At 75.0% G+C, this 13049-nt stretch carries 12 protein-coding genes and 2 tRNA genes; 7 read left to right on the plus strand and 7 right to left on the minus strand.

Annotated elements, in window-relative coordinates; translation table 11 throughout:
• Positions 1-2: 2 nt before the first annotated feature.
• Positions 3-1628: an L-glutamate gamma-semialdehyde dehydrogenase gene (gene pruA, locus BM158_RS16150; RefSeq protein WP_091561613.1), complete on the plus strand. Its 1626-nt coding sequence runs from the start codon at positions 3-5 to the stop codon at positions 1626-1628.
• Here the strand turns inward: pruA and BM158_RS16155 are convergent.
• On the minus strand, positions 1616-2158 hold the full coding sequence (locus tag BM158_RS16155; RefSeq protein WP_091561617.1) for a gluconokinase: 543 nt from the start codon (positions 2156-2158) through the stop codon (positions 1616-1618). The two genes, pruA and BM158_RS16155, sit on opposite strands and share 13 nt — an antisense overlap.
• Positions 2159-2198: 40 nt before the next feature.
• On the opposite strand from BM158_RS16155, the gene BM158_RS16160 reads away from it, so the two are divergent.
• Positions 2199-3353 carry an MFS transporter gene (locus BM158_RS16160; protein ID WP_091561623.1) on the plus strand — a complete coding sequence of 385 codons (1155 nt, stop codon included), beginning with the start codon at positions 2199-2201 and terminating at the stop codon, positions 3351-3353.
• On the opposite strand, the gene BM158_RS16165 is transcribed toward BM158_RS16160, so the two are convergent.
• Both BM158_RS16165 and BM158_RS16170 read right to left on the minus strand, forming a co-directional pair.
• Complete coding sequence (locus BM158_RS16165) at positions 3340-3696, minus strand: hypothetical protein (protein WP_091561632.1); 357 nt, start codon at positions 3694-3696, stop codon at positions 3340-3342. The two genes, BM158_RS16160 and BM158_RS16165, sit on opposite strands and share 14 nt — an antisense overlap.
• Before the next feature lie 69 nt (positions 3697-3765).
• Positions 3766-3838: transfer RNA gene (locus BM158_RS16170), tRNA-Lys, on the minus strand.
• 156 nt (positions 3839-3994) lie between these two features.
• Here BM158_RS16170 and BM158_RS16175 point away from each other — a divergent pair.
• Positions 3995-5284, plus strand: a complete 1290-nt coding sequence (locus BM158_RS16175; protein WP_229827842.1) for a L,D-transpeptidase — start codon at positions 3995-3997, stop codon at positions 5282-5284.
• A gap of 55 nt (positions 5285-5339) precedes the next feature.
• On the opposite strand, the gene BM158_RS16180 is transcribed toward BM158_RS16175, so the two are convergent.
• Positions 5340-5415, minus strand: a tRNA-His gene (locus BM158_RS16180).
• A 69-nt stretch (positions 5416-5484) separates the two neighbouring features.
• Positions 5485-6129: an oligoribonuclease gene (gene orn / locus BM158_RS16185; RefSeq protein ID WP_229827841.1), complete on the minus strand. Its 645-nt coding sequence runs from the start codon at positions 6127-6129 to the stop codon at positions 5485-5487.
• Positions 6130-6265: 136 nt separating this feature from the next.
• Between orn and BM158_RS16190 the strand changes: the two genes are divergently transcribed.
• The 3 genes from BM158_RS16190 to budC all read left to right on the plus strand — a co-directional run bounded on the left by BM158_RS16190 (position 6266) and on the right by budC (position 10185).
• Positions 6266-7456: a hypothetical protein gene (locus tag BM158_RS16190; RefSeq protein ID WP_091561645.1), complete on the plus strand. Its 1191-nt coding sequence runs from the start codon at positions 6266-6268 to the stop codon at positions 7454-7456.
• A gap of 86 nt (positions 7457-7542) precedes the next feature.
• Complete coding sequence (locus BM158_RS16195; protein WP_091561649.1) at positions 7543-9354, plus strand: hypothetical protein; 1812 nt, start codon at positions 7543-7545, stop codon at positions 9352-9354.
• Between the two features lie 57 nt (positions 9355-9411).
• On the plus strand, positions 9412-10185 hold the full coding sequence (gene budC / locus BM158_RS16200) for a meso-2,3-butanediol dehydrogenase (protein ID WP_091561652.1): 774 nt from the start codon (positions 9412-9414) through the stop codon (positions 10183-10185).
• Between the two features lie 3 nt (positions 10186-10188).
• On the opposite strand, the gene BM158_RS16205 is transcribed toward budC, so the two are convergent.
• Positions 10189-10785, minus strand: a complete 597-nt coding sequence (locus tag BM158_RS16205; protein WP_191328737.1) for an SACE_7040 family transcriptional regulator — start codon at positions 10783-10785, stop codon at positions 10189-10191.
• A gap of 68 nt (positions 10786-10853) precedes the next feature.
• Between BM158_RS16205 and BM158_RS16210 the strand changes: the two genes are divergently transcribed.
• Positions 10854-12467 (plus strand): carboxyl transferase domain-containing protein, encoded by a 1614-nt coding sequence (locus BM158_RS16210; RefSeq protein WP_091561655.1) that lies wholly within the window; start codon positions 10854-10856, stop codon positions 12465-12467.
• Between the two features lie 7 nt (positions 12468-12474).
• Here BM158_RS16210 and BM158_RS16215 read toward each other — a convergent pair whose 3' ends face one another.
• A complete protein-coding gene (locus BM158_RS16215; RefSeq protein ID WP_091561658.1) occupies positions 12475-12999 on the minus strand; it encodes a ferritin in 525 nt (174 codons plus the stop codon).
• Positions 13000-13049 lie beyond the last annotated feature (50 nt).

The following is a 13049-nucleotide window of genomic DNA, read 5'->3' on the forward strand; positions in this document are numbered from 1 at the left end:
CCGTGGACGGCATCACCCAGGTCCCCGCCCCGCGCAACGAGCCGGTGCTCGACTACGCCCCCGGCTCGCCCGAGCGCGCGCAGCTGCAGGCCGAGCTCGGCCGCCTCGCCGGCTCCCCGGAGGAGCTGACCGCCACCATCGGCGGCCGGCAGCGGATGGCCCGCGGCGCGTCCTTCGACGTCGTCGCGCCGCACGCGCACGCCCAGGTCCTGGGGACGTCGGCGCACGCCACCGCCGACGACGCCCGCGACGCACTGGACGCCGCGAAGGCCGCCGCCCCCGGCTGGGCCGAGCTCTCCCAGGACGACCGCGCCGCGGTGTTCCTCAAGGCCGCCGACCTGCTCGCCGGCCCGTGGCGGCAGACGCTCAACGCCGCGACGATGCTCGGGCAGTCCAAGACCGCGCAGCAGGCCGAGATCGACAGCGCCTGCGAGCTGGCCGACTTCTGGCGCTACAACGTGCACTTCGCCCGGCAGATCCACACCGAGCAGCCGGTCAGCTCGCCCGGCGTGTGGAACCGGGTCGACCACCGCCCGCTGGAGGGCGTGGTCTACGCGATCACCCCGTTCAACTTCACCGCCATCGCCGGCAACCTGCCCACCGCGCCCGCGCTGATGGGCAACACGGTGGTCTGGAAGCCCTCGCCCACCCAGCAGTTCGCCGCCCACCAGCTCATGCGGCTGCTCGAGGCGGCCGGCCTGCCCGACGGCGTCGTGAACATGCTGCCCGGCGACGGCGTGGCGGTGTCCGACGTCGTCCTCGCCGACCGCGACCTGGCCGGCATCCACTTCACCGGCTCGACCGCGGTGTTCCAGCACCTGTGGCGCACGGTGGGGCAGAACATCGCCGACTACCGCACCTACCCGCGCATCGTCGGGGAGACCGGCGGCAAGGACTTCGTCTTCGCCCACCCGTCGGCCGACCTGGAGGTGCTGCGGACGGCGCTGGTGCGCGGCGCCTTCGAGTACCAGGGCCAGAAGTGCTCGGCGGCCTCGCGCGCCTACGTGCCGCGCTCGCTGTGGACCGAGCTGCGCGACGACCTCGCCGGGCTGGTCGACTCCCTGCCGATGGGGCCGGTCACCGACTTCGGCAACTTCATGGGCGCGGTCATCGACGGGAGGTCCTTCTCCCGGCTCTCCGGCGTCCTCGACCGGGCCCGCACCGACGACGCGCTGACCGTGGTCGCCGGCGGCACCGCCGACGACTCCGAGGGCTGGTTCGTGCGGCCCACGGTGCTGGAGGGCAGCGACCCCGAGCACGACGTGTTCCGCACCGAGTTCTTCGGCCCGGTGCTCGCGGTGCACGTCTACGAGGACGCCGACCACGACGCCGTCCTCGCCCAGATGGAGTCGGTGGCGCCCTACGCCCTCACCGGCGCGGTCATCGCCCAGGACCGGGCCGCGATCGCGCACGCCCAGCGGGTGCTGCGCAACGCGGCCGGCAACTTCTACGTCAACGACAAGCCCACCGGCGCCGTCGTCGGCCAGCAGCCCTTCGGCGGGGCCCGGGCCTCGGGCACCAACGACAAGGCCGGCGCCGCGCAGAACCTGCAGCGCTGGACCTCCACGCGGGTGGTCAAGGAGACCTTCGCGCCCCCGCGCGACCACCGGTACCCCTACATGGGCTGAGGGCGCTCCGCGCGCAGCTCGCGGACCAGGGCCTCCACCGTCTGCTCGGGGGAGCCCTGGCCCGAGTAGGCGTGGCCGGGCTCGTCGTCGGCCAGCGGCTCCAGGGTGGCCAGCTGGCTGTCCAGCAGCGAGCCCGGCATGTAGTGGCCGGTGCGCCTGCGCAGCCGCTCGACCAGCACGTCGTGCGGGGTGTCGATGTGGGCGAACCACACCGACGGGTGCTGCTCCCGCAGCAGGTCCCGGTAGGCGCGCTTGAGCGCCGAGCAGGTGATCACCAGGTCGGTGCCGGCGGCCTCGTGCTCGCCGACCCGGGCGGCGACCGCGCGCAGCCACGGCCAGCGGTCCTCGTCGTCCAGCGGGGTGCCCGAGCGCATCTTCTCCACGTTGGCCGGCGGGTGCAGGTCGTCGCCCTCGACGAAGTCGCAGCCCAGCGTCTGCGCGATGCCCACGCCGACGGTGGACTTGCCGGTGCCCGACACGCCCATCACGACGACGGAGACGGTGGTCGGCGGGGCGTCGGTGTCGGCCATGGCCCGACCGTATCGGCGGCAGGGCAGGATCGCGGGGGCGATGAGCGAGGAGACGGTGCAGCAGACGGGGCCGGTGTGGCGGGTCCCCGCCGTCCGGGCCCTGCTGGCGGCCTCGCTGCTGGGGTTCACCAGCTACGCGGTGACGCTGGCCGCGCTGCCCTCCTACGCCGTCCGCGGCGGGGCCGGCGTGGCCGCGGCCGGCCTGGTCACCACCGTCTTCCTGGCCGCCACGGTGCTCACCCAGCTGGCCGTGCCGGGCCTGGTCGGCCGGTTCGGCCTCGGCCCGGTGCTGGCCGGCGGGCTGCTGGCCATCGGCGGGCCCTCACCGCTGTACCTGCTCGGGGACGGCGTGGGGTGGCTGTGCGCGGTGTCGGCGGTGCGGGGCACCGGCTTCGGCGTGCTGACCGTGCTGGGCGCGACCATCGCCGCCCGGGTGGTGCCGCCGTCCCGCCGCGGGGAGTCCCTCGGCCTCTACGGCCTGGCGCTCGGACTGCCCACGCTGGCCGCCACGCCGGGCGGGGTGGCACTGGTGCTGTCCGACCGGTTCCCGCTGGTGGTGCTGGTGGCGACCCTCCCGCTGCTGGGGCTGCTGGCGGTGCCGCGGCTGGTCCGCGCGGTGCCCAGCGCGGTGACCGCGCCGTCCGGGGACCCGGTGGGCCCGGCGGTGCGCGCGTCCGCGACGCCGTCGGCGGTGCTGCTCGTGGTCACCCTGGCCGGGGCCGGGGTGGTCACCTTCCTGCCGATCGCGCGCCCGGACGGCGTCGTGGCCACCGTCGCGCTGCTGGTGTTCGGGGCCACCGGGGCGCTGTGCCGCTGGGCCGGCGGCGTGCTCACCGACCGGTTCGGCACCCGGGTGCTGCTGCCGGTCGCGCTGGCGCTCGGCGTCCTCGGGCTGGTGCTGCTGGCCGTGGGCCTGGACTCCGACGCCGCGGTCTACGCCGGCGCCGCGGTCTTCGGCGTGGCCTACGGCGGCTCGCAGAACACCACGCTGGTCGTCGCGATGGCGCGGGCGGGGGAGCGGGGGACGACGACGGCCAGCGCGGTGTGGAACGCCGCCTTCGACGCCGGCACGGGGCTCGGTGCCCTCGCGGTCGGGCTGGTCGCCGCCGCGGTCGGTCTCGAGGCGTCCTACGCGGTGCTGGCCGTGCTGGTCGCGCTCGTGGTGCCCGTGGCGGTGCGGGTCACCCGTCGCTGACGGTGCCGTCGCGGCGGGCGGCGGCCAGGGACTGCATGTGCCGCACCAGCGCCGCCTCGCGGGCGAGCGCGTGCAGCCACGGCCGCAGCGCCTGCGGGTCGCGGCCGGCGGCGTCGCGCTGGGCGGCCAGCCGCATGTGCCGGCCGGTGGCCTGGGCGCGCTGGGCGGGGGAGAGCTCGCGGGCACCGCCGCGGGAGATCGCGGTGAAGGCGGCGCCCAGGTAGGTGACCTCGGCCAGCCCGGAGGCCTGCTCGAGCACGGCGTCGGCGTCGTCCTGGCGGCCCTGCGCGACCAGGTCGAGGTGCTCCTCGGCGCGGCGTCGTCCCTCGTCGGCGGTGCTCAACCGGCCCTCCCGGGGTCGTGACAGCAGAACGGCCCCGTCCTGGGTGGACGGGGCCGGCTGGGTGGTGGGTGCGCCATCAGGGACTTGAACCCCGAACCCGCTGATTAAGAGTCAGCTGCTCTGCCAATTGAGCTAATGGCGCGGCGTCACTGCGTGGCAGCGACCGGGAGAACGGTACACGGCCCCGGGCGCGGCCCGCGACCCGGGGTGGCGTGGCCTGCGTGACAGCGAACTGTCAGCACCGGGGAGCACACTGGGTCCCGGACGCACCGCTGTCCTGACGAGGGGGATGTCGCACGTGGCTCTGCTGATCAACCGCCGCTCCGCGCTCGCGCTGGGCGCCACCGCCGTGCTGGTGGCGCTGGCCGGCTGCGGGCCCGATGCCACCGGCGGCGGGGGGAGCGCGGCGGGCACCACCGCGGCGGCCGACCCGGCGGTGGTCAGCCTCTCGGTCGCCGACGGCGCCACCGACGTCTCCCCGGCCAGGCCGCTGCAGGCCACCGTCACCGGCGGCTCGATCACCGACGTCACGGTGACCGACGCGGCCGGCGCGCCGGTGCAGGGCACGCTGAGCGAGGTCCCGGCCGCCGAGGCCGCGCCGGCTGCGTCGTCCTCGGCGCCCGCCTCCTCGGCCGCGTCGTCCTCGGGCGCACCGTCGGGCGAGGCCGCGGCAGGCACCACCAGCCTCTGGACGCCGGCCGCCCCGCTGGCCTACGGCACGTCCTACACCGTGACGGCCACCGCGCAGAACGCCGACGGCGCCTCCAGCGACGCCAGCGGCTCGTTCACCACGGTCGCCCCGGCGTCGGTCACCACGCCCTCGATCGGCCCGCTCGACGGCACCACCGTCGGGGTCGGCATGCCCATCCGGGTGTTCTTCGACCAGCCGGTCACCAACAAGGCCGAGGTCGAGCGCAACCTGGTGGTCACCAGCTCCACGCCCACCGACGGCCGGTGGAGCTGGATGAGCGACACCGAGGTGCACTTCCGGCCCTCCACCTACTGGCCGGCCGACACCCAGGTCACCCTCGACGCGAACCTCTACGGCGTCGACCTCGGCGACGGCGTGTGGGGCGAGAAGGACCGCACGGTGTCCTTCACGGTCGGCGAGAAGCACGTGTCGGTGGCCGACGCCGGCACGCACACCCTCACCGTCTACTCCGGCGACCAGGTCGTGCAGACCTACCCGATGAGCGCGGGCAGCAACGCCAACCCGACCCGCAACGGCGCGCACGTGGTGCTGGAGAAGTTCGCCGACATCACGATGGACTCCTCCACCTTCGGCCTGGCCGTCGACGCGCCGGGCGGCTACCGCACCGACGTGCAGTACGCGACGCGCATCTCCAACAACGGCGAGTTCGTGCACGCCGCGCCGTGGTCGGTGGGCCAGCAGGGCTCGTCGAACGTGTCGCACGGCTGCATCAACCTGTCGACCGACCGCGCGCAGTGGTTCTACCAGTTCTCCCAGCCCGGCGACGTGGTCGAGGTGGTGAACTCGATCGGCCCGACGCTGTCGCGCGCCGACGGCGACATCTACGACTGGGCCATCCCGTGGGACCAGTGGGTGGCCGGCAGCGCCCTGGGCTGAGCCGCAGACGCACGAGGCCCCCGATCCGGTGCGGATCGGGGGCCTCTGCGCGCTGTGGGGTGAGTGACGGGACTCGAACCCGCGACATCCAGGATCACAACCTGGCGCTCTACCAGCTGAGCTACACCCACCGTCGCCCGCGAGCGGGCAGTCGGTGCGGCCCGAGGTGAGGCGGGCCGTCGAGAAGAGTACCGGAGGCCTCAGCCCTGCTGCGGCGGGGTCAGCAGCGGGGCGTAGGTGTCGGTGGCGGCGGCCGCGGCGGCCTGCGCCTGCTCGGTGGTCGGCCCCGGCGCGGGCACGAAGACCGCGCCGCGGTAGTAGGCCAGCTCCCGGATCGACTCCAGGATGTCGGCCAGCGCGCGGTGCGCCAGGCCCTTGGGCGGCTGGTTGAAGTACACCCGGGGGAACCAGCGGCGGGCCAGCTCCTTGACCGAGGACACGTCGACCATCCGGTAGTGCAGGTGGTCGTCCAGGGCGGGCATGTCGCGGGCGAGGAAGCCGCGGTCGGTGCCGATGGAGTTGCCGCACAGCGGGGCGGTGCGGCGCTCGGGCACGAACCGCTTCACGTAGGCCAGCACCTGCTGCTCGGCCTCGGCGAGGCTCACCGTGGAGGCGCGCACCGCCTCGGTCAGCCCCGACTTGGCGTGCATGGCGACCACCACGTCGGCCATCCCGGCCAGGTCCTCGTCCTCGGCGTGGATGATCACGTCCAGGCCCTCGTCGAGCACGTTCAGCTCGGAGTCGGTGACCACGACGGCGATCTCGATGAGCTTGTCGCTGCCCAGGTCCAGCCCGGTCATCTCGCAGTCGATCCAGACCAGGTTGTGCGCTCCGTTGCCTGCCACGGGAGGCGACAGTACGCACCCGTCCCGGCGCAGCAGCCGCCTTACGACAGAAGTCCCGTTCCCGCCACTCGAAAGGGCTGACCCGGGGCCCCGGGGTCGGTACGCTGCTGGCTCGCCTGCCGCAGGAGCCGCTCCCATGACCCTGGACACCCGCACGGTCGAGGTCCCCCGTCCCGCCCCCGTTTCGGTGCGTGCCGCCCTGCGGCACCCCGTCGCCGCGCTGCGGTGGCTGTGGGCCTACGCCATGACCCCCGGGCGCCCCGGCCGCACGACCACGGAGCCCGAGCTGCGCTGGCTCTACGGCGGCTGGCTGCTGGCCTTCGGGCTGAAGATGCTGGGGTCCTCCTGGGACGTCTCCTGGCACTTCAAGTGGCTGCGCGACGACCTGGCGCCCCCGCACCTGCTCAACTCCGCCGGCACCGTGCTCGTCGTCGCCCTGGTGGTGGTGCACAGCTACTCCGGTCGCGGCGTCGACCGCCGGGCGCTGCGCTGGATGCAGGCCGGCACGGCGACCTTCCTGGTCGCGGTGCCGATCGACATCATCAACCACCGCATCAACGGGCTGGACATCACCAGCTGGAGCCCCAGCCACGTGCTCCTGTACGTCGGCACCGCGATCATGCTCGCCGGCGCCCTGCGCGGCTGGTGGCTGTACGCGGCGCCGGGCCCGGTGCGCACCGCCGTCCACCTCGGCCTGTGGTTCTTCTTCCTGGAGAACGTGCTGTTCCCCAACCAGCACCAGGAGTACGGGGTGCTGTCGCTGGCCGACTACCAGGCCGGGCACACCACCGCCGAGCCCCAGCTGCTGGACTTCGCCGCCGCGCAGGGCTCCTCGCCGACCAGCTTCATGCTGCCCGTGCCGCCGTGGGTGCACCCGGCCTGGCTGATCGGCGCCGGGCTGCTGACCCTGGTCGTGGCCCGCAAGGTCACCGGGTTCCGCTGGACGGCGACCCTGCTCACCGCCGCCTACCTGGGCTACCGCGCGGTCACCTGGGGCCTGCTGGTGGCCACCGGCTTCCCGCCGTCGGTGCTGCCGGTGATGCTGCTGACCGGCGCGGTGCTGGTCGACCTCGCGGTGCGGTGGCGGGTGCCGGGCTGGCTCGCCGGCGTCCCGGTCGCCGCCACGGTGTTCCTCGCCGCCTTCGTGCAGGAGTTCGTCGCGGTCATCCCGCCCTGGGACTGGCACGTGGCGCCCGTCGTGTGCCTGGGGTTCGCCCTGCTGTGGGCCGTGGTCGACCGCACCGCGACGTCGCGCCGCTGGGCGCGGTGGCGTGCCCCGTCGGTGGCCGGCGTCCCGGTGGCCGCAGGCGGCGCGTCCGCACCGTGAGTCCCGGACCCGCCGCGTCGATGTCGTAACGTCGGGTCGATGACCGAGAAGGGCCGGATACGGGCGCAGGGCGGCGGCGCAGCGCAGTGCTGATCCTCACCCCCTCCGGGCTCGAGACCCCCGCCGAGCGGGCGTTCTTCGCCGAACTGGCCAGCTGGGACACCGGTGGGTCGGTTCGCGGGGCGCTGGTGGCCTCCCTGGCGCTGTCCGACGGCCCGATGGACCGCCGGATCTGCGACGCCGTCGTGCTGGTGCCCGAGGGCGTCGCGGTGGTCCGGGTGGTGGAGGTGGTGCGGCAGTCCGGCGTGGTCACGGTGCTGCCCGAGGGCTCCTGGACCATCGGCCCCGGCGCCGGACCGGGCGACGTGCTCCGGCTGGCCGGCGGCGGGTCCACCCCGCTGGACGGCCTCATGCGGGCCGGCATGGAGGCCGCGACCCGGCTGCGCCGGGCGGGCCTGGAGCCCGGCCGCATCGCCCGGCTGAGCGTGCTGCACGGCGAGCTGAGCGGTCTGGTGCCCGCCGACGGCGACCTCGGCGAGGGCGACCAGGTCGCGCTGCTGGAGTCCCGCTCGCTGCTGCTCGGCATCGCCCGCGCCGCCCGCTACGCCGGCACCGGCAACCCCAGGCTGTGGACCACCGCCGACGTCCGCGCCGCGCTCGAGGCGCTCGGCGTGGGTGGCCGCAGCCCCGCCGTCGAGGAGCTCAACGGCGAGGGCTTCCCGTACTCGCCCTACGTGCTGCGCCGCCGCGAGCTGCTCGCCCCGGCCGGGTTCGCCGACCAGCCCACGAGCCACCCGGCGGGCCCGACCGCCACCCCGCCGGCCACCCGCACCGACTGGCCGGCCACGGGCCCCGGCTCCTCGGGTGCGCCCGTCGGCTCGCCCGGCGGCCCCCTCGTCGACCCGGCCGCCGCGGCGGCCCTCGCCGCGGCGGCCGCGGCGCAGCAGACCCCCGAGCCGCGTACCGGCGGCGACACCGTCTCCCTGCCCGGCGGCTCGGCGGCGCCCTCGGGACCCTCGGCGCCCGCGCCCCAGGCCCCGGCCGAGCCGTCGTGGCACGAGACCCAGGCCATCGTCCCGCGACCGGCCCCGGAGGCCCAGCAGGCCCCGCGGACCGCGTGGTCCCCGCAGCCGGTGCAGCAGCCGGCGCCCGTCGACGAGACCGGCGGGATCGGTGGGATCTTCGCCGAGCCGACCCGCACCGGCGAGGCCGCCGACCCGCCGACCCGGGGCCGCCCGCCCGCGCCCGCCGGCGGCCCGGACCGGCCGGGGCGGTCCCGGCGCGGCCTGCTGGTCGTGCTGGCCGGCGTCCTCCTGGTGGTCCTGCTCGGCCTCGGGGGCCTGTGGCTGACCCGGGGCGGGTCCGACGAGGACGCCTCCGGTCCGGCGCCGACGTCCACCGCGGCGCCCACCAGCACCGGCCCGAGCACCCCCGCGGCCCTCCCGGTCGGGACCGTGCAGTCCCTGGGCGAGACCGACTACACGCTGCAGGTCGTGGAGTACGACACCACCTGCCGCGACCACGCCTACGGCGCGATCAGCGGTTTCTTCGGGACGACGGACTGCCTGGGCCTGTCCCGCGCGCTGTGGTCGGCCGAGGTGGACGGCGTCCCGGCGGTGGTGTCGGTGTCGCGGGTGACCATGCCCGACGCCGCCCGGGCCACCGCCCTGCTGTCGCTGACCGACGTGTCGGGCACCGGCAACGTCTCGGACCTGCTGCGCGAGGGCGCCCGCTACCCGGGCGGCCCCGAGGAGCTGCGCAGTGCCGACTACGCCAGCACGACCGTCGACGACGTCGCGGTCATCGTGGAGACATCCTGGACCGGTCAGGCCGGCCCGGCCGCCGGGCTGCAGCAGCTGGCCGACGACGCCCTGGACCTGGTCGCCACCCAGGACTGACCGCGGCGGGGGCCGGGTAGCGGGGGCGGGTCCCCGACCCGAGCAGGAAGGCCCCCCGTGCAGCACGCGAGCTTCGACTTCACCGACACCGTCGTCCTGGTCACCGGGGGTGGCACGGGCATCGGACGGGCCATCACCGACGCCTTCCTGGACGCCGGGGCCACGGTGGTCATCACCGGACGACGCCGGGAGCGCCTGGAGCAGGCGCTCGAGGGCCGGCCCGCCGACCGGGCGGTGGCCGTGCCGGCCGACGTGTCCGACGGGGCGGCCGTGGCCGCGCTCGTCGAGCAGGTCGTGGAGCGGTTCGGGCGGCTGGACGTGGTGGTCCCCAACGCCGCGGGCTACGAGTCCGGGCCGCTGACCGAGCTGTCGGACGAGGCCTGGGCCGCGCTGCGGGCCACCAACGTCGACGGCTTCTTCCACCTGGCCAAGGCGGTGCTGCCGCACCTGGCCGCCTCGGGCGGCAACCTGGTCGCGGTGTCGAGCGTGTCCGGCGACCGCGGCGACTGGGGCCAGGCGGCCTACAACGCGACCAAGGCGGCGATCAGCAACTTCGTGCGCTCGCTGGCGCTGGACTGGGGCGCCGAGGGCGTGCGGCTGAACGCGGTGGCCCCCGCCTTCACCCTCACCGAGCTGACCGAGGGCATGGGCCGCGACGAGGAGTCGCTGGCCCCGTTCGTCGACCGGATCGCGCTGGGCCGGCCCGGCGAGCCCGAGGACGTCGCCCCGGCGGTGCTGTTCCTGGCCAGCGACGCCGCGCGCTACGTCACCGGCGCCGTGCTCGCGGTGGACGGGGGGACCAGCGCCTCGACGGGCCAGCCGCACCTGTAGCGGTCAGGTGGTCGCGGCGGCGGTGGCCATCGCGGTGAGCAGCGAGGCCATCGCCGACCGCGACACCCGGCCGGCGCTGTGCGGGGTGGAGTTGATCAGCCCGAACAGGGCGTGCGCGCGGGCCCGGCAGGCGGCGGTCGACGCCTCGGGGTGCAGCGCGCCCAGCACCGCGACCCACTGCTCGACGTAGCGGCGCTGCAGCCGGCGGACCTGGCGGGCGTCGTCGTCGGACAGCGCGCCGAGGTCGCGGTCCTGCACGGTGATCAGCGCCGGGTTGTCCAGCGCGAAGTCGACCTGGAAGGCGACCAGGGCGGCCAGCTGCGCCGCGGGGTCGCTGCCGGCGTCGGCGACCACGTGCTCGGCGCCGGTGTGCAGCCGCTCGCTGATCCGCAGCAGCATCTCGGCCAGCATGGCGTCCTTGCTGGCGAAGTGCCGGTAGATGGCCGGGCCGGTCACCCCCACCGCGGCGCCGACGTCGTCGACCCCGACGCTGCGCGACCCGCGCTCGGCGAACAGCCGGGCCGCGGCCTGCAGGATCTGCTCCCGGCGGGACGGGCGCGCGGCGTCGGCGTGCAGCGCGCTGTCGGGCTCCGCGGTCATGCCGAGATGTTAACCCGCGTTCACCCCGCGCTGGACCGGCGACGTGAACGGTGGTTAACATCCCGGACGTGGACGCACCGGTGCTGAGCAGCTCCCCGCCGGCCGACCCGGGTGCCGCAGCCGGGTGGGCGCAGCGGCACCGCGAGCTGGCCGCCGACCTGGCCGACCAGCTGGCGGCCGTCGCGCAGGGCGGGGGCGAGCGCGCGCGCACCCGGCACACCGACCGCGGCAAGCTGCTGCCCCGCGACCGGGTCGACACCCTGCTCGACCCGGGCAGCCCGTTCCTCGAGCTCTCCCCGCTGGCCGCGCACGGCCTCTACGACGGCGACGCCCCCGCCGCCGGGATCATCACCGGCGTCGGGCGGGTGGCCGGTCGCGAGGTCGTGGTGGTGGCCAACGACGCCACCGTCAAGGGCGGCACGTACTACCCGATGACGGTCAAGAAGCACCTGCGCGCGCAGGAGGTGGCGCTGCAGAACGAGCTGCCCTGCCTCTACCTGGTCGACTCCGGCGGGGCCTTCCTGCCCCGCCAGGACGAGGTCTTCCCCGACCGCGAGCACTTCGGCCGGATCTTCTACAACCAGGCGCAGATGTCCCGCCGCGGCATCCCGCAGCTGGCCGCCGTCCTGGGGTCCTGCACCGCGGGCGGTGCCTACGTGCCGGCGATGAGCGACGAGGCCGTCATCGTCCGCGAGCAGGGCACGATCTTCCTGGGCGGCCCGCCGCTGGTGAAGGCCGCCACCGGCGAGGTGGTCACCGCCGAGGAGCTCGGCGGCGGGGACCTGCACAGCCGCACCAGCGGGGTCACCGACCACCTGGCCGAGGACGACGAGCACGCGCTGCAGGTCCTGCGCCGGATCGTCGGCACGCTGGGCCCGGTCGCCCCGGCCCCGTGGGACGTGCGCCCCACCGAGGAGCCCGCCTACCCCGCCGAGACCCTCTACGACGTCGTCCCCCCGGACTCCCGCACGCCCTACGACGTCCGCGAGGTCATCGCCCGGCTCGTCGACGGCAGCCGGTTCCAGGAGTTCAAGGCCCTCTACGGGCAGACCCTGGTCACCGGGTTCGCCCGCATCCACGGCCACCCGGTAGGCATCGTCGCCAACAACGGCATCCTGTTCGGCGAATCCGCGGTGAAGGGCGCGCACTTCGTGGAGCTGTGCGACAAGCGGAAGGTCCCGCTGCTGTTCCTGCAGAACATCAGCGGGTTCATGGTGGGCCGCGACTACGAGGCCGGCGGCATCGCCAAGCACGGCGCCAAGATGGTCACCGCCGTCGCCTGCGCCCGGGTGCCCAAGCTGACCGTGGTCATCGGGGGCTCGTTCGGTGCCGGCAACTACTCGATGTGCGGCCGGGCCTACTCGCCCCGGTTCCTGTGGACCTGGCCCAACGCCCGCATCTCCGTCATGGGCGGGGAGCAGGCCGCGGGCGTGCTGGCCACCGTCCGCCGCGACGGCCTGGAGGCCCGCGGCGAGGAGTGGTCGGCCGAGGACGAGGAGGCCTTCAAGGCCCCCGTCCGCGAGCAGTACGAGCGGCAGGGCCACCCGTACTACGCGACCGCCCGGCTCTGGGACGACGGGGTCATCGACCCCGCCGACACCCGCACCGTGCTCGGCCTGGCGCTGTCGGCCGTCTCGCACGCCCCCCTGGAGGAGGTCGGCTATGGCGTCTTCCGGATGTGAGCCGGCCTCAGACGCCCGCGATGCGCGGCGCGGTGGGGTCGACGCCCTCGGCGACGTGCTCCCGCTGCACGTAGTCCTCGATCTGCTCCACGTCGTGCGCGCTGCGCTTGGCGACGGCGAGCAGGTCGCTCATCGTGGAGACCTCCTCGACCTGCTCCTTGATGAACCACTGCATGAACTGGTCGGAGGCGAAGTCGTTCTCCCGGCGCGCGATCGCGGTCAGCTCGTTGATCTGCGCGGTGACGCGCTTCTCCTGCTCCAGGGCCAGCGCGATCGGCGCCACGACGTCGGCGAAGTCGCAGACCGGGGCCGGCAGGGCGGGGATGCGCACCTCGGCGTCGGCGTCGAGCAGGTAGCGCACCATCATCATCGCGTGGCTGCGCTCCTCGGCGGCCTGGTCGAAGAACAGCTGCGCGGTCTGCTGCATCGTCTGCTGGTCGAAGTAGACGGCGCAGGCGACGTACTGCTGGTGCGCGGCGAACTCGTTGCCGATCTGCACGTTGAGCTGGTTCACGAAGGCTTCGGCGGCCACGGGGTCTCCTCGTCGGTGCTGGACGTCGACCGCACGGTACCGGCCGCCCC

This window comes from Klenkia taihuensis, from assembly GCF_900112525.1.
Lineage (GTDB): Bacteria > Actinomycetota > Actinomycetes > Mycobacteriales > Geodermatophilaceae > Klenkia > Klenkia taihuensis.